The organism is Bacillus sp. PAMC26543 (assembly GCF_014250375.1).
GTDB lineage: Bacteria > Bacillota > Bacilli > Bacillales > Bacillaceae > Bacillus > Bacillus halotolerans.
On sequence record NZ_CP060193.1, the window covers coordinates 3737450 to 3755857 of the forward strand.

The 18408-nt window shown below is 49.0% G+C and carries 7 protein-coding genes and 2 pseudogenes; 2 read left to right on the forward strand and 7 right to left on the reverse strand.

Annotated features, from left to right (window positions below; all coding sequences use genetic code 11):
- Positions 1-70 precede the first annotated feature (70 nt).
- Positions 71-1012, forward strand: coding sequence for a DMT family transporter (locus tag H7F27_RS18935; RefSeq protein WP_185848291.1), 942 nt, complete (start codon positions 71-73; stop codon positions 1010-1012).
- A gap of 49 nt (positions 1013-1061) precedes the next feature.
- Positions 1062-1592, forward strand: a complete 531-nt coding sequence (locus tag H7F27_RS18940) for a YcxB family protein (protein WP_106021043.1) — start codon at positions 1062-1064, stop codon at positions 1590-1592.
- Between the two features lie 88 nt (positions 1593-1680).
- Here the strand turns inward: H7F27_RS18940 and H7F27_RS18945 are convergent, their stop codons facing one another.
- From H7F27_RS18945 to srfAB (H7F27_RS21020), 7 genes and pseudogenes are all read right to left on the reverse strand, one after another.
- Positions 1681-2925 carry an MFS transporter gene (locus tag H7F27_RS18945; RefSeq protein ID WP_095714069.1) on the reverse strand — a complete coding sequence of 415 codons (1245 nt, stop codon included), beginning with the start codon at positions 2923-2925 and terminating at the stop codon, positions 1681-1683.
- Positions 2926-3029: 104 nt separating this feature from the next.
- The gene (srfAD, locus tag H7F27_RS18950; RefSeq protein ID WP_095714068.1) at positions 3030-3758 is read right to left on the reverse strand and encodes a surfactin biosynthesis thioesterase SrfAD; all 729 of its coding nucleotides are present in this window, start codon (positions 3756-3758) and stop codon (positions 3030-3032) included.
- A 27-nt stretch (positions 3759-3785) separates the two neighbouring features.
- A complete protein-coding gene (gene srfAC, locus H7F27_RS18955; RefSeq protein ID WP_185848292.1) occupies positions 3786-7613 on the reverse strand; it encodes a surfactin non-ribosomal peptide synthetase SrfAC in 3828 nt (1275 codons plus the stop codon).
- Between the two features lie 37 nt (positions 7614-7650).
- Positions 7651-12507 carry a non-ribosomal peptide synthetase gene (locus tag H7F27_RS21005; protein ID WP_260627368.1) on the reverse strand — a complete coding sequence of 1619 codons (4857 nt, stop codon included), beginning with the start codon at positions 12505-12507 and terminating at the stop codon, positions 7651-7653.
- Positions 12493-15183: pseudogene (gene srfAB / locus H7F27_RS21010) on the reverse strand (surfactin non-ribosomal peptide synthetase SrfAB); the annotation flags it as partial. The pseudogene srfAB (H7F27_RS21010) and the gene H7F27_RS21005, both read right to left, overlap by 15 nt.
- Positions 15129-15269 carry a competence protein ComS gene (comS, locus tag H7F27_RS21015; protein WP_223203921.1) on the reverse strand — a complete coding sequence of 47 codons (141 nt, stop codon included), beginning with the start codon at positions 15267-15269 and terminating at the stop codon, positions 15129-15131. The gene comS and the pseudogene srfAB (H7F27_RS21010), both read right to left, overlap by 55 nt.
- Before the next feature lie 91 nt (positions 15270-15360).
- Positions 15361-18405, reverse strand: a pseudogene (srfAB, locus tag H7F27_RS21020) (surfactin non-ribosomal peptide synthetase SrfAB); the annotation flags it as partial.
- Between the last annotated feature and the right edge of the window lie 3 nt (positions 18406-18408).

Here is an 18408-nt window from a genome sequence, read left to right on the forward strand (position 1 = left end):
GTTCCTATCCACCCCATACAATAAAAGGGAGCGGCCGGCTCTATTATTTATTTAAAGGAGCACTTCCTGTATGTATAAAAACCAGCAAACCTCAGCTTATCTTGCAGCTATGTTATACGCTTTGATTATCGGTTTATCCTTTCTTTTTGTGAAAATCGCGCTGCAATCGGCAGAACCATTTGATATTCTTGCACACCGGTTCACCCTTGCGTTTGCAGCGGCTACTATACCTGTCTTATTCGGATGGGTGAAGCTGTCCATCCGTTTAAAAGATGTAATGGCTATTTTGCCGCTCGCCCTGCTGTATCCGGCGCTGTTTTTCAGCTTTCAGGCATTCGGCCTGGTGTACTCGTCATCCTCTGAAGCCGGGATCATTCAGGCATCAATTCCGATTTTTACAATGGTCTTTGCCGCTTATTTTTTAAAAGAGCGATCGACGTGGGCTCAAAAAGGGTTCACTGTGTTATCAGTTGCGGGCGTCATGTTTATTTTTGTGATGAAGGGCGTGAACGTTGAATCGGCCAGCCTAAAAGGATCTGTACTTATTCTCTTGTCCGCTCTGTCTTCAGCTATGTACAATACCGCCGCAAGAAAAATGACACAGCGTTTCCGGCTGATGGAGCTCACCTACATCATGTCAGCGATCGGATTTGTCGTCTTCAATGCCATCGCCTTGGTGCGGCACGGCGCTTCCGGAACGATCGGCACTTACTTCCATCCATTCCGGGAGCCCGGCTTTATTCTCGCGATAGTGTATTTGGGCGTGTTATCTTCGCTCGTGACTTCGTTTATGTCCAACTATGCGCTGTCCCGGATTGAGGCGTTTAAAATGAGCGCCTTTAATCATTTGTCCACCATCGTGACGATGATTGCCGGAGTTGTGGTTTTGCACGAAAGCCTAGCCTGGTATCACCTTGCCGGTGCGGTTTGTATTATCATCGGCGTGCTGGGAAGCAATGCCGGTCTCCGAAAAAGAAAGCAAACCAAAAAATCCATTTCTATGAACAAATGAGATGTTATGTTAGAGTTGAAGAAAAAATGGTTTGAGGTGCAGTGTAAGAATGATTCAACACAGTGTCTTCCTAGAGGGAGCCATTTCATTACAAGATATGAGATGTTACTTTTTATCCCGGCAAAGAATATCAGCATTGTTTTATTTTATTTATATTTTTCTTCTATCTTTATTGGTGTATTCGCTTTATGGATTTCCGATTACCGTTTATGACAGCGAAACACTTGAAGTGATATATAATGGTATTTTCATAGCGATTCTATCCTTGATCTGTACATTGCTTTTGATTGCTTTTCATTATATAAGGCTGCGTACCAGCTATAAGAACAATACACGGCTAAAACGCAAAAGGACATATACCATTAACCGGCAAGGCATTCAAATTCAATCCAAAAACGATAATGCATTGTTTGAATGGGATGAAATAAGGGCAGTTGCAGAATATAAACACTTTTTCTCAATCAAAACTTCTAGTCACCAGGTCATCTTAGTTCCTAAACGTTTTTTTGTATTCGAAAATGAGCTCCACTCATTCAGACAGCTTGTAAAAGAACATGTACGTGCCAAAAAAGTAAAATGACAAATTTAAAAAGAGGGTTTTCCCTCTTTTTTTATGTTAATGAGATATGCCGCTCCATTGAGTAACATTCTCTTCAGCTAATGGAGATTTACCCCTCAACACTCTCTTCGTTATGAACATGATTGTTTTTTTTGATTGGCGCCAGCTCCAATAATGCTGATAAACTTACAAGCACCAAACACACAACAGTAACCAGCAAATAATTATGATTCATGTCAAAAAACAATCCGCCCACATACACACTGAGAGCGCCGGCGATTTGATGGATAAAGAAATTGATGCCTAGGAGCGAACCGATAAGCCCGGTTTGAAAGCTTTCAGAAATGGACGCAGCAGTCAGCGGGATCACGCCTGTGTAGCTGAGCCCGAATAACAGCGTAAAGCACAAGTACCAGAGCTCACTGTTATGAATGCCGAGTGCGGGAACGAGCAGGCAGATCAAGCTGATGAGACGAATGAAAAACAAAATGGAGAGCATCACGCTTCTGCTGCCAAGCAAATCTGACAGCCAGCCTGCCAATAATCCCCCGATGATAATAAACGCCCCGAATGCAGCCATCATTCCGTTGATATGAGAGACATGCGCATCCTCCAGCATTGGAACGAGATGAGCATCAATGATTCCCATCGTAAATCCGCACGTAAATACGCCGAAGTACAGGATATGAATGAGGCGGGACTGCTTTAACACCTTCCAAAATCCCTGCCAGTCATAAGATTTTTTCACGGACTGCCCTTGGACATTGGGCGGGTGCTTCATTCCGAAGGCCAAAAGAGGCAGCAGGACAGCCGCTAAGAAAATGCCCAATATTGTATACGCAGTTTGCCAGCCTGCATAGTAAGGAGCCGCAGCCCAAATCGGTGACAGCAGCAGCAAACCGGCTGAATTTGCATTGGTCAAAATGGCGAGCGCCAAGCCTTTATGCGTGTCAAACCAGCGGCTGATAAAATACTGTGTCGTCACGCCAACAGCGCAGGAATAGCCGATTCCGCCGAGCACTCCGTAGATCACGGAAAATATATGGACATTCGGCGAATGCGGGAGCGCCAAAAAGCTTGCGCTGATACAAATGGCGCCGATCCCCATAATCTTTCTGACGCTGAACCGGTCAATAAAAAAGCCGACAAAAAACTGAACGACTCCCGTTGTGATCATAAAAATGCTGACGGAAGCCGAAATCAGCGACCGATCGGCGTGAAAGGTCTCTGCCATCGGGAGCATAAAAAATTGAAAGGAATTTCTGAATGAGTTCATTCCGATGGCGAAGACAAACGTGAACAGCAATACTAACCATTTCATCTTAGGAGACGCGCAAAGGATGTGCCGAGACATTTTTTCCTGACCTGCCTTTATTTGAGTATTGCGACTATTATATCATGAAAAAATTTACATTCTATATAAAAAAAGCGAACAGCACAGCGCTGTCCGCTTTTTCATTAAGAACTGGAAATCGGATGCTGATTCAAAATCGCAAAAATCCGTTCCGCCACTTCCTCTGTATTTGACAGCAGAAACATATGCCCGCCGTCAAATTCATGGAACATGATGTGTTTCGCCCACTTCTTCCAGCCTTCCGCATCCCGGATGCATTTTTCGTCATTCAGTCCGTTAAAGACGTGGACCGGCGATTGGATCGGTGTCATGTCGTTAAGCTCGAATTGTTCAAGAGCCCGGTAATCCGATCTGAACGAAGGAAGAAAAAATGACATAACTTCTTTATTTTCAACGAGCTCTGCGGGCATTCCGCCTAATTTGATAATATGATCGAGAAATTGATCATCAGGCAAATGCGATACTTTTTTCCGCTGAATATGCGGCGGCTGAATCGCAGAAATAATCACGGCTTGCGGAAAAATGCCTTCACGCTCCAGTTTTTGCGCCAGCCTGAAGGTAATCATGCCGCCCATGCTGTGCCCGAACAGCACAAACGGCCGATCTGGATGCAAATGTAATTCTTGCTTGTACAAATCAGTCAGCTGCTCGAGATCCTCAATTGCTGACGTCTGATTTGTGCCGTGCCCGGGCGGTTCAGCTGCAAGCATTTCACACTCCCCCTGCAAAAAAGCATGGAGAGGGCGAAATGACGCCGAGTAGCCGCCGGCAAACGGAAAACAGATGAGCTGCGTTTTTTCCGATGCATCAAATGATCTGAAGAGTTGGCTCATTGGCCGGCTCCCCCTTTCATCGCTTCCTTAAGAAAGCGTTATGGTTTGTTTATTAAGAAATTCGCGCAAAATCCCGGCATTCCTATCAAGACATTCGCCCTGCAGCATTTCGGCGTGTGTACCGAAGCCTTTTTTCACACGATAAGCGCCCGTTGTCGCCTCTTCCCACGACGAAAGCCATTCAGGCATTTCAAAGTCAATATCAGAGGTCAGCAAATCAATGTCCGCTTTCACTTGGCCCGAGCTGATCAGGTTGACATAGTATGAGTAGAAGGCATGTGTTTTTTTCTTGAGCCCCTGCTTGACGGCTTCGCTATTGAGGGCTTCATTGTCCCGATTTACATTCATCAGCGCCTCGACATCGTTTTCGACCGTGCGTCCGTCCAGATCACTGACGCCTTGTTTTTTATAGGAATCCACCATAATGATCCGCTGTACGGTGCGTCCCTGCTCTTCAAGTTTTTTAGCGGCTTCAAACGCCAGGCTGCATCCTGCTGAATAACCAAACAGTGTCACAGGACCTTCCGGCTGAAGCTCCTTGATCAGAGCGGCATAACGGTCAAGACGGTTTTCCTCTTCAATAAAGTCAAAGGCGCACAGCTTGTATGACGGCAATTGCTTGGCCAGATTCTGATACATTAAGCCATATCCCAATACCGGCGGGAATGCGAAAATGATGTCATCCTGATCCGGATTCATGATTGTAACGTCCTGAAGTCCTTCTGAGCCTCCGTTTTTCAGATATGCTGAAATGCCGGCAATCGTCGGCGCTTCAAACAATAGCTTCACCGGAAGGTCCATTCCGAGCTCTTTTTTGATGCGAGAAGCGGCTGTCATCGCCCTTAAGGAATGGCCGCCAAGCTCGAAGAAATCGTCATGGATGCTGACTTGCTTTCTGCCGAGAATCTCGGACCAGATTTGCGCGATTGTTTCTTCCGTTTCATTTCGAGGCCCAATCCATTCTTGCGATATCTGATCTTGCTCCGGTTTTGGCAGCAGACGTTTATTGACTTTTCCGTTTGTTGTTAAAGGAAGCTCGTCCAAGAACGTAAATGTCTGCGGCACCATATAAGCAGGAAGCTGTTTTTTCAGGTGTGCCTTAACGTCTCCTGCTGAAAGCTGTGTCCGGTTCACAAGGTAGGCGTTAATTGATGCGTCCCCAGACTCGCGGCGGTCCACCACGACGACCGCGTCTTTTACTCCGGGATATTCCTGCAGCTGCTTTTCGATTTCTTCCAGCTCGATCCGGTGTCCCCGTATTTTCACTTGATCATCAATGCGGCCGGCGTATTCAATCGTACCGTCAGGCAGCCAGCGAGCGAGATCCCCGGTGCGGTAAAGTGTTTCTCCCGGTTTGAACGGGTTGGCGGTAAATTTCTGCTTCGTCAGCTCATCACGGTTTACATAGCCTTTTGATACACCCATTCCGCTGATGCATAGTTCACCGACCGCTCCGAATGGCTGGAGCTGATTTGATTCATTGAGAATATAAATACTTGCATTGCTGATTGGCTTTCCGATCGGCAGTGAGGAGATAGACTCCGGAATCTCGTGCACGACGTGAGCCGTAGCAAACACCGTGCCCTCAGTCGGACCGTAGCAGTTAATCAGCTTGCCCGGCCCCATGATCCGCATCGCTTTCCTGACGTGAGGCACAGACGCGCGTTCCCCGCCGAATAACACACAGCGAAGCCCCTTCAGCCAATCCTCTCCCGCATCTGTGAGAAGATTAAATAAAGCTGTGGTCGCAAACATGACGCTGACATTCTCTTGACGGATGAGGCTCGTGAGACGGTCTGTATCAAGCAGTGTATTTTCATCTGCGATAATCAGCCTTGCTCCATTCAAAATGGAAGCGTAGAAATCAAAGGTAAATGCGTCAAAAGCGTAATTCGATACAGATAAGAACGTGTCTTTTTCAGAAAACGTCATGTAGTCAACGTGCTTCACTAATCCTTGAATATTGGCATGCGTCGTGATATTTCCCTTTGGCTTTCCGGTTGTGCCTGATGTATACATGATATACGCCGCATCATCTGGTGCAATCGCGGTTTCAGGATCGCTTGCCTCTTCTTCAAAACGGATGGGATCATCAATGATGAGCGTTTGGCCTGTAAACGGCAGCTGACTCGCTTGCTCTTTCATCTCTTGATGTGTAAGCAGACATGCCGCCCCGCTGTCGGTCAGCATATATGAAATTCGGTCATCCGGCAGCTTAGGATCAACCGGCACATAAGCAGCTCCCGCTTTTAACACACCGAGAATCCCAATCACCAGTTCCAGCGAGCGCTTCGTGTACAATGCAACAACTGAGCCTTTGCCTGCCCCTTGCTTTTGCAAACGGCGTGCGAGGCGGTTCGTTTCCTCGTCTAATTCGTGATAGGACAGCGTTCGGCCTGCAAATGTGAGCGCCGGTGCACTTGGATTGACGTCCACCGCCTCCTTGAACCAATCCGTCAGAGGTTTTGGCTCACACGTTTGAGGTGCCGGATTTAAGCCGTTAAGCAAGTACTCTTTTTCTTTTTCGTCAATGAAATCAATGGTGCTGACAGGCTGATCCGGATGCTGAATAAGCTGCTGAATCGCTGTGAGAAGCTTGGATTTTAAGCGCAGCATAAACGCTTCATCAAACACATTCTCATTATAGGCAAGCTTGATCAGCATTTCGTCACCCGGGGAGGCCATCAAATTGAGATCGTAATTTGACTTCTCAAATACATGGACATCCTCCATATCGAATCCGTTTTGTCCGCTTTCTTCATTGCTTGCATCCTGAAGCGGATAATTTTCAAACACGATGATGTGGTCAATCAATTTCGGCTGGTTGGCTTGGCTTTGGATGTCATAAAGCGGCACATATTGATGCGGTTCTGACTCAAGTGACTGCTCCTGAAGCTGCTTGAGCAAACCGTTGAACGTCATGTTTTCAGCCAATTTTACTCTTCTTGGAACAACGTTGATAAACAGGCCGACCATATGTTCAACGCCTTTGATTTCCGCGGGACGCCCGGAAACGACTGTACCGAAAGCTAAATCGTCAGACCGCTGATAACGGCTGATCAGTACGCTCCAGACTGCCTGCAAAGCGGTACTCAAAGTGGTGTGCTGAGATTTCGCAAGCTCTGTAAAAGCTTTTGTTTCCGCTTCCGGCAGTGAGAAGAGAAGTTCTTTCGGTTCGTACCCTTCCTTTTGTTTCTTTCTTTGTTCCGCAAACGTCGCCTGTCCTTCAAAGTCTTCCAAGTACTCGCGCCAGTAGCGGAGCGATGCTTGTTTATCCTGCTTTTCAAGCCACTTGATGTATTCCTTATACGGTTTGACAGGCGGCAGACTGTACGGCTTTTGTTCGCGCAGGGCGTTGTATACCTTAAACAGATCCTGCACGACGATGCCGAAGCACCATCCGTCCAAAATAATGTGGTGGTAGCTCCACACCCATTCAAAGCTGTTGTCAGCTTTTTTGAAGATGGCTGCCCTCATCGGAATATCCCGCGTTAAATCAAAGCCTTTGATCTTATCCTGTGCTTTGTATTCATTGATTTTGTCCGTTTGCTCACTTTCGGATAAACGTGTCAGATCCATTTCTTCTATATGAAATTGACGTTTTTTTAATACGACTTGAACGGGCCTTTTTACTTTTTCGTGAATGAACACGGTACGAAATACATCGTACCGGTCCATGATGACATTCATGCTTTCTTCAAGGCATTTGATATTGAAGTCGCCCTTTACTTTCATCGTAATTTGTTCAAGGTAAAAGCTCTGGCCGGGATTAAGGATGGTATGAAACAGCATCCCCTCCTGCATCGGCGATAGGTAATACATATCTTGAACCTGATCTTTGCTAAATTGACTCATATGTTTCGCTCCCGCCTTCTGTAATTCCCTTGCGTTTTTATTTCAAATTCTCCTCAAGCATGTCAAAGATATCGCCCATCTCATCCATTTCAAGGTCTCCCGCACTGAAGTCGCTCGGTGTGAATTCCTTGTCCTCTTTTTCCGTACAATGGCGGATGATCAGGAGGAGATTTTCTTTAAACCGCTCCATTTGTGCTTCGACCGTTGCTCTTTCATATTCCTTCTCATTGTAGGAGCAAGAAAGGACAAAACGTCCGTTTCGGATCATGCCGCTGAAGCTTAAAGCGTACAGGGCTTCTGATTCTTCGCTCACTTGGCGTCCCATATCGAAAGCGGACGGTTCAAAGAAATCCGTTTTCACTTCACTGTCGAATTGGCCTAAATAGTTAAAGCTGATTTCCGGTGTGAAGCCTTGCGCTTCCGCTTGTTCTGTAAAGTAGCGGAGAATGCCGTATCCGACACCTTTGTCCGGAACGCGGCGCAGGTTTTCTTTGACTGCTTTGATGACCGCTGAGACATCTGTTTCAGACATGTCGAGCACAACAGGATATTGTGCCGTAAACCAGCCAACCGTTCTGGAGATGTTCACATTCGGGATGATGTCTTCCCGTCCGTGCCCCTCAAGATTGATGCCGATTTTGACACCGCCTGTCCATTCTTTCATCGTTAATCCGAGCGCACTGAGGAGAATATCATTGATCTCGGTTCCATATGGCTGATGAACATCTGTTAAGAGATGTTTAGTGTCTTCTTCATTTAATTCGCAGATGACGGATGATGTATGTTTGACAACCCGCTCCTCTGTTTCATCATCCTTCGGTACAGCAGAAACCTCTTCAGCGTCAATTTGCGCCCAGTATTCAGCCTGCTGCAAAAGGTGTGCTGATTGGCTGAATGCCGCCAATTCTTCCGCCCAATCCTTGAAGGAGTTCGTTTTTTGCGGGAAGACGATTTTCTCTTCGTTCTCAGCCTGCACGTAGCCTGATGCAAAGTCCTCAAGTAAAATCCGCCATGATACGCCGTCGACCACGAGATGGTGTACAGCGATGAGCAGATGATCCCCTGCTTCCGTGCGGTACAGCTCCCCTTTCAGAAGCGGACCGTTTTGCAGGTCGAGACTGCTTTGCAGACTGTCAGCGAGAACCTTAATCTGGCTTTTCAGCATATCTTCATCTGAGCCGTACAGATCAACGATTTCGAAGCTGACCTCGCATTCGTCTATCCGTTTATACGCTTGAATGATGTCGCCGTTTTCTTCACGGTAGACCATGCGAAGCGCGTCATGATGCTCAATCAGTGCCTGTAATGTCTTTTCAACCCGTTCAGGATCGAAGCCCTTCGCAGAATGAAGCATGACCGACTGATTCCAGTGGTGTTTGTTCGTGAAATTCTTTTCAAAGAACCAGCGCTGAATCGGCGTCAGGATAACTTCGCCCTCCACAGGGCCTTGGTCTGCCTGTTTGCCTTCGGCACGCTCCACGTATTGTGTCAGTTCTTCAATCGTCGGGTGCTGGAAGAGATCCTTCATTTCCAGCTTCCAGCCGTGCTGGTTCAAGCGGCTCGCCATCTGGATTCCTTTAATAGAATCTCCGCCGAGCGAGAAGAAATTGTCGCTGACACCGACTTCAGAAATACCGAGCACGTCCTGCCAAATGCCGGCAAGCAGCTCTTCCATGTCAGTGGACGGCGCTTTGTATTCTCCGCCCCCTGCTTCGATGTCCGGCTCCGGCAGCGCTTTGCGGTCTACTTTGCCGTTTGCGGTAACCGGAAGCTCGTTTAATGTCACCCAGAACGCCGGGATCATGTAGTCCGGCAGGGTATCCTTGAGCGCTGACTTCAGCGCTTCTGTGTCGACGGTTTCCGGTGTGACATACGCCGCGATCGCTGTATTGCCGCCTTTATCTTTTACAGCTGTCACTGCCGCATCCTGCACCTCAGAAAGCTGGGCCAGCTGCACTTCAATTTCTGACAGCTCGATTCGGTAGCCACGGACTTTGACCTGCTGGTCGATCCGGCCGATGTATTCGATGCCGCCGCCCGTCCATTTCACCAAATCGCCTGTTTTGTACATGCGTTCACCCGGCACGAACGGATCGGCGACAAACCGCTTCGCGGTTTCGTCTTCCCTGTTCAGATAGCCGCGCGCCAGTCCGCGTCCCGCCACACAAAGCTCTCCGGCCACGCCCTCCGGCTGAACCTGATGGCTTTCGCTGAGAATGTACACTCTCGTATTGGCGATCGCGCGCCCGATGGAAAGCGAGCCTTCCTCCGGATTGATTTCTGTGCTCGTCGCAACGACCGTGTTTTCGGTCGGCCCGTAGTTGTTGATGAGCTTGTACGGCTTTTTCACTGCGCGCTTCAGCTTGTCTCCTCCGGTCAAGAGCACGCGGAGTGACGTGTTTTCTAGCTCCATGAACTGTTCCGTCAACTGCGTCGGCAGGAAGGTGATCGTCACGCCGTTTGTTTCGAAATAGTCATTCAGGCGGGTGATATCAAGGCGAATCGCTTCATCAATGACGTGAAGCTCGGCGCCGATCGTCCAGGTCGGGAACATCTCCCAAATGGAAGCGTCGAACCCGAAGCCCGCGTACTTCGCACTGCGGTCCTCCGCCGTCATGCCGAACGCGTCATGATGCCAGAAGCACAGGTTCACAAGCGCATGGTGCTCGATCATAACACCCTTCGGCTGTCCGGTCGTTCCTGACGTGTAAATCATATAAGCAAGGTGATCCGCGGTTGTGTCGGTCTGCGGATTTTCCTCATCGTTTTCATCAAGTGGCAGACTCAGGATTGTGCGGTTGCCGTCAAGAAGAATGACCTCGCCCGTGTAGCTGTCCGGCACTGAGATGCCTTCCTGTTTCAAGAGAAGCGTCGCGCCGCTGTCCTGTAGGATATATTCAATCCGCTGATCCGGATAGTCAGGGTCAATCGGCACAAATGCCGCTCCCGCCTTTAAGACGCCGAGCACCGCAGCTGACATTTCAAGCGACGGCTTTGTGAGAATGCCGACGCGCTCATCCGCGCTAATGCCGCAGTCAATCAAAATCCGCGCCAGACGGTTCGCCTTCGCATTCAGCTCACCGTACGTCCATGATTGCCCGTTATACGTAACAGCCGGTTGGTCTTTATGGCGCTTAGCCGTCTCTTCAAACAGCTGATGAACCGTTTTGTCTGTCGGCACAGGCAGTGTTTTCCCTTTCCATGCCTCCAAGAGCGTTTGTTTTTCTGTTTCGTTGACGAGTGACAGACTGGAAAGCGGCTGGTTTGGATTTTCCGCCACAGCCCGCAATAATCGCAGGACGTATTCACTCCATTGCTCAGCAGTTTCTCTTGAGAATAGGTCAGTCGCATATTCCAGCTGCAGACCGATGCCGTTTTCGTCAGCGAAACCGCCTAATGTGAGGTCAAACTTGGATGTTCCTTGATGTGCCTCATAAGGTGAAATCGTGAGATCTTGCAGCTTAAGCTGTTCTTTATCAGGGTTTTCTGTCGTAACCATCACATTAAACAAAGGATTCCGGCTCATATCCCGAGGGAGGTCTAACTGGTTGACCAAGTCTTCAAACGGATACTCCTGATGCTCAAGTGCTGACAGATTTGTCTCCTTCGCTTGCTCCAGAAGCTCTGCAAATGTCTGCTTTTCTCCTGCTTCCATTCTCAGTGCAAGCGTATTGACGAACATCCCCGGCATGTTTTGCACGTCGGCATTCGTGCGGCCTGCTGTAACCGAGCCGATCACGATATCCCGCTGTCCGGAGATTTTGCTTAAAAAGACATGGAAGACGGTGTGAAGCACCATATGCAAAGTCGTTCCCGTTTCTGCGAGCAGTTTTTCAATCGCCTTTGCCGTCCCGCTTCCCGCGCGGAAACGGACAGTATCCCCTTCAAAGCTTTGAACAGGCGGTCGGGTGTAATCAAGCGGAAGGTCAAGCTCCGGCAGTTCGCCTGAGAGAACTGATAGCCAGTATTGCTCATGCTCCTTCATCCGTTCTTTCTGTCCGGCTTCATTTTGCCAAACAGCGAAATCCTTGTAATGAAGCTTCGGCTCCGGAAGCTGTTCGCCTTTATAAAGCAGTGCCAATTCTTTAACGAAAATACCTCTTGATACACCATCCGCGATAATATGATGCATATCCAATAGAAGCAGATGTTTTTGGTCTGCGATTCGGAGTAATGCCGCGCGAATGAGCGGAGCGCCGCTTAAGTCGAATGGCCGGATAAATTCTTTAATCTTCTGTTCCGCCTCGCCCTCTTCTGCATCAAACACGTGAAGATCAATTGAAGCCTCCTCAACAATGCGCTGGACAGGCTCTCCGTCTGCTTCCGTAAATGACGTGCGCAATGATTCATGACGGTTTACGAGCTGGTTGAGTGATTCCCGCAGGCGCGAAATATGAAGCTCGCCTTCCATAAGAAGAACCGATGGCATATTATAGCTGATCGTCTGCCGGTCAAGCTGATTGAGCACGTACATCCGTTTCTGCGCGGATGACAATGGATACACATCCTGTTTGTCAGCCGGCTTCAGCATGTGATAGCCGCCTGATGCTGCCGATTCCTCCATATAAGCCGCCAGCTGGCGTACAGTCGGCTGCTCGAACAGCGCTTTAAGCGGCACGGTTTTCTCCAATTCTGCCTGTATATTGGCGATGAGCATCATTCCTTTTAGTGAATGGCCGCCTAAATCGAAGAAGTTGTCATCGATTCCGATCGCTTCAATGCCAAGTGTTTTCTGCCAGATGCGGCAAAGGCTTTCTTCAAGCGCTGTTTCCGGAGCAGCTGACGCTTCATATCCGGATTGCGCTGCATTCGGCTTCGGCAATGCGTTTCTGTCGGTTTTCCCATTTGCCGTGAGCGGGATAGCGTCCACCTGCACAAAGAAGGCAGGGATCATATGAGACGGCAGTATTTGTGAAAGCTGTTTCCGGAGCTCTGCTTTTTCAATGGCTTGATCCGCCGTATAATACGCGCAAAGCTCCTGAAGCCCGCCCTCAGAAACCGCAAGCACAACCGCTTCCTGAACTTCGCTGAGGCTGAGCATGACCGTTTCAATTTCTTTCGGCTCTATGCGGTAGCCGCGGATTTTCACCTGATCATCAGCCCGGCCGATAAATTCAATCGTGCCGTCAGCCAGTCTCCGGACGACATCTCCGGTCTTGTACATCAGGCTGCACGGCGCATACGGGTTTTCCACAAATTTCTCGGATGTGAGCTGAGGACGGCTGAGATATCCTCTGGCAAGCCCCTGTCCCGTGATATATAGCTGGCCGCTCGCTCCCGGAGGCACAAGCTTCAATGACTCATTTAAGACAAGTGCGCCGGTATTGGCAATCGGCCGTCCGATTGTCGGCCGTTTCGCGAATGTGTCAGGTTCAGTCAGGTCAACCCGTCCGGCAATGGCGCCGATCGTTGCTTCGGTCGGACCGTAGTGATTGATAAATTCGGTATGCTGATATACCTTGCTGAAAGCTAAAACATCAGCCGGAATGATCTTTTCTCCTCCCAACACAATCAAGCGCAGGGATTCAAAGTGCGGCTCCTTTGTAAAGCTGGCCGTGTTCACCATCGTATGGAACAGGGACGGTGTCAGCTTGATATACGTGATGCCGTGCTCCTTGATATAACGGCCAATCTGATCGGGCGCCGTATATGTCTCTTTCGGCACAATGTGAAGCTCACCGCCTGCTTGGAGCACAGGGAAAATGCTTGTATAACCCAAGTCGAATGCGTAAGACGAAAGCAAGACAGACTTATCCGTTTTTGTCAGGCCCGCCTCTTTGCTAAACCAAGAAACATAGTTTGTCAGATTGCGATGCTCAATCTGCACACCCTTCGGCTTCCCGGTCGTGCCGGATGTGTAAATGATATATGCAAGATTCTGAGGCCCAGACATCAATTCCGGGCGCTCCTTGTTTTCATTCCGCCAATCCGCTTGATCGATATTGATCGTGGTTCCTTGATATTGCCCTATGGCAGTCATATTTCTTTCATTCACGACTGTAAATCTCGCACCGCTGTCTTCTAATGAATAGCGGATTCGTTCCTCAGGCGTATCCGGATCAATCGGAAGAAAAGCGGCTCCCGCCTTCATGATCCCAAGAACAGCTGTCATTAGGTCAGCTGAACGATCCATGACAACGGCTACGATGTCTTCACTTCCTGCCCCGTGCGCGCGTAAATGATGCGCCAGCTGGTTCGCCTGTTCATCAAGCTCACGATAGGTCAGCTGGTTTCCGCCAGAAATGACAGCTGGATCATCAGGTGTTTGCTGCACCTGTTTTTCGAAAAGTGATACAAACGTGTCTTCGCCAGAATGAGTGGTTTGTTTTTTCTCTTCAAGCAAAGCTGCCGTTTCAGCCGGTGAAAGAATCTCCAAATCAGACAGCCGTACGTTCGGGTTAACCGCAGCTGCTTTGATCAAATTGACAAAGTGGCTGCTCCAGCGGCGGATTGTCTCGTCCTTAAATAAGGCAGTTGCGTAGTCAAAGCTTAAACCGATTTCTTCTTCACGTTCGACAGCTTCCAAGGACAGATCAAATTTCGCCACGTGATGTAGCATAGAATAGGAAGAAATCTTCAAATCTCCTAATTTCAAAGAAGGAATCTCCATGTTCTGCATGTTGAACATAACGCTGAACAGCGGGCTACGGCTTGTGTCCCTTGTGAGCGGCAGCTTTTCAATCAATTCCTCAAGCGGATAGCTTTGGTGCTCGAATGCTTGAAGACTGACCGTTTTGACTTCGTCTAGGAATTGTGCAAAGGTTTTATCCCCCGCAGGCGCTGTCCGTAATGCCACCGTGTTGACAAACATACCCGGCACACCTTGCAGATCAGGATGCGTTCTGCCCGCAGTCGGTGAGCCGACGATGATGTCATCCTGTGACGCGTACTTAGAAAGCAGTACATGAAATGCGGCTAAAAGGAACATGTACATTGTTGTGTCTGTTTCTGACAGCAGCGATTTGATTTGAGCTGTGATTTGTTTATCCAGCCCGAACATGACGCGCTCCCCGGAAAAGCTCCGTTCTGCAGGCCGCGGGAAATCCGCCGGAAGATCAAGAACCGGCAGCTCGCCTTTAAACGTATCCAGCCAGTATGCTTCATCCTTTTGATGATCCGCATGTTCTTTTTGCCAGACAGCGTAATCTTTATAGTGAATCTGCGGGAGCTCCAGATCTGCGCCTTGATAGATTTTGGCGAGATCGCCGATGAGAATGCCTGTCGAGCTGCCGTCTGTAATGATATGGTGCATATCAATGAGCAGCAGATGGCGTTCTTCTTCAAGCTGGACAAGCTTCGAACGGACGAGCGGCGCGCGGTTTAACTCAAACGGCTGAATAAACGATTTGATCAGCTCTTCCGCGTCTTCTTCCCGTCCCTTGGCAGCCTCCAGCTGGAACGATATGTTTTTATGAACGGTCTGTACGACTTCTCCGTCTATCATGTCAAACGACGTACGGAGAATTTCGTGCCGGCTGATTAATTGCTGAATCGCATGTTCAAGCTGGTCTTTGTTTACTTCTCCCTCCAGCAAAAGTACAGCAGGGACGTTGTAGCTTGTGCTTGCTTGTCCAAGCTGATTGAGGATGTACATTCTCCGCTGGGCCGGGGAAACAGGATAATGCTGCTGATAAGGTGCTTGCCTGATCGGTTCAAACGTCTGCTCCTCCTTGCTTTCGCTCTCTTCCAAATACAGTGCCAGTTCTTGAATGGTCGGCTTTTCAAAAAGCACTTTAATCGGTACTTCCTTGTGGAAATGCTCTTGAATTTTCGCAGTCATCATCATGGCCTTCAGAGAATGTCCGCCGATCATAAAGAAGTTATCTGTAACGCCTGCTTTAACGCCGAGTATCCCTTCCCAAATCTCGGCTAATTTCTTTTCACTCTCTGTTTTGGGTGCTGCATATTCAGACTGCACAGCGTCTGATTGAGGCGCAGGCAGTTCTTTTTTATTGATTTTTCCGTTTGGTGTAAGCGGCAGGCTGTCCATCTGGATCAAATGGGCAGGAACCATATAGTCAGGCAATGATTGAGACAGCGTTTTTCTCAGCCCGCTCACAGACACTTCGCGATCCGCTGTAAAGTACGCGCAGATTTCATTTTCATCCGCTTTGTTTTTGCGAATGATCACGGCAGCCTCTGTCACATGTTCGGCCATGTTCAATTTGTTTTCGATCTCCCCAAGCTCAATCCGGAACCCGCGCACCTTCACCTGGTTATCAATTCTTCCTAAAAACTCGATATTCCCGTCCGGAAGCCATCTCGCCAAGTCGCCAGTTCGATACATTTTTTCACCCGGTCTGAATGGATCTTCGAGAAATTGCTTCTTCGTCAGCTCTGGGAGGTTGACGTAGCCCCGTGCCACGCCGCTTCCCCCGACACACAGTTCACCGGGCGCTCCGATCGGCTGCAGGCGCTGCTGCTCATCCATGATGTATGCAGTGGAATTTCCGATTGGCTTCCCGATTGGAATTGAACCGCTGTACTCGCGATCAATCAAAAAGCTTGTAGAGAATGTCGTATTTTCTGTCGGGCCGTACCCGTTCCACAGAGAAAGCGACGGCGATGCCTGTTTCACTTTACTTACAATATGCGGCACGAGCGCGTCTCCGCCGATGATTAAATGGCGCAGTGTGCCGAACATGCCGGCATCCTTTGCAGCAAGCTGGTTGAATAATGGCGAGGTCAGCCACATCGTCGTAATTCTCTGTTCACGGAGGAACGCTGAAAACCGTGTCGCGTCAAGCAGTGTCTCTTTTTTCACCGGATAAAGCGCAGCGCCGTTCAGCAGCGCGCCAAAGACCTCAAATGTACCGGCATCAAAGCTGACAGCTCCCGTTTGCGCCATGCGGTCTTCTTCATGAACAGGAACGTATCCTGCATTTTTAACGAGACGCAGAATGCTTTTATGTTCGATCATGACGCCTTTCGGTTTTCCGGTCGAACCTGACGTGTACATGATGTAAGCCAGGTCAGACGGATCGGCGGGCAGATTCAGATTGTCTGCCGTTTCATTCCCTTCAAAGACACCTTCCAGCGGGAGAACCGGTACTTGCAGCTGATTTGCCTGTTTTGTATATGCCTCTCCAGCTAAAGCGATCCGAATCGAGCTGTCCTCCGCCATGAAACGGAGCCGATCCTCCGGAAGTGCGGGATCAAGCGGCACATATGCGGCGCCTGCTTTTAAAACAGCCAGCATGGCGGCAACAGTGTCTGCCGAACGGTCATTCATAATGGCTGCTGTTTCACCCTTTTGCAGACCTTGCCCAATGAGCTTTCTCGCCAGGCGGTTCGCCGCTTCGTTCAGCTCGCGGTATGTCAGCTCGGCTCCTTCACATACGAGGGCAGTACTTGCCGGTGTCCGCTTTGCTTGTTCTTCAAATACTTGATGAACAGCCATTCCTTCAGGGAGTTCTGATGAAGTGCTGTTAAAGGTCTCCACAATTTGCCGCTGCTCTTCTTCTCCCACAAGCCCGTGCTCACGCACAAAGGCGTCCGGCCGCTCGACAGCGGCTGTCATCATGCGGGTGAGATGTCCTGCTGCCCGTTCAATAAAAGCAGAATCAAATGCAGCGCCGTTATATTTGATTTTGACGGTCCAGGTTTTACCCGGGTAAACAATGAGGTTGAAATCAAAGCTTGTTTGTTCAAATGCGCTCTCAACCTTGATAGAGAACCCGAGCCTGTCTTCCATGCTGCCGTTTTCAAGCTCTTGATCAAGCGGATAATTTTCAAAAGCGACGAGATGGTTCAAAAGACTGCTGTCCAAGGCTGAACGTTTTTGAATCTCGTAAAGCGGCACGTAATCGTAGCGCTCCGCCTCCACCGCATGCTGCTGAACGTCTGTAAAAATATCAGCGAATGTAGACTGCTGATCAACCTTTACACGCACCGGAATGGTATTGATAAAGAGCCCCGCCATTGTTTCAATTCCGTTGATTTCAGACGGCCGTCCCGATACGACCGTGCCGAAGACAACATCATTCGTAAAGTTATATTTGCTGAGGACGATTCCCCAGATCGCCTGAAACAGGTTAGGCCCCGTCACTTGATGGCGGTTCGCCGTTTGCTGAATGCGTGCAACCAGTTCCTCATCCCATGTAAATGAGTATTCTCTGTTCACATACTCGTCTTTTTTCTCCGGCAAGCGGCCCGGGAGCACGCTTGGCTGTTCAAAATCCGCCAAGCGTTCGCTCCAGTAGCCTTCCGCTTCTTCATTATCCTGTTTTCCAAGCCACTTAATGTAGTCGGAATATGGCTTGCCCTGCCCGTTTGCAGGTGTGCGGCCTGCTCTGAGCGCTTCGTAGTTTTGGAACAGGCTTTTCATCAGCACGCCCATGCTCCAGCCGTCCATCATAATATGGTGATTGCTCCAGACAAGATACAGCTGATCTGCATCAAGGCGGAAAACTGCCACCTTAAACAAAATGTCTTTGGCCAGGTTAAAGCCTTGGCGCTGAACGTCTAGTTTGTAACGCTCGATGTGGTCTTTCTGGCGATCTTCGTCTGCATGACTGATATCTTCATAGTGCACCTTTGTCTTGCGTTCCGCTAACACAACCTGACGCGGCTTTTGCAGCTGCTGGTGCACAAATACCGTACGGAGAATATCGTATGACCGGATCAGTTCATTGACGCTTTTCTCAAAGATTTCCAGATCAAAAACACCTTGAATGCCAAGCTCTAATTGTGTGAAGTAAGAGGAAGAATGCGGATCAAGCATCGCATGATACAGCATTCCTTCCTGCATCGGTGTAAGTGCATACACCTTTTGAATCGATTTTTTGCTCATATG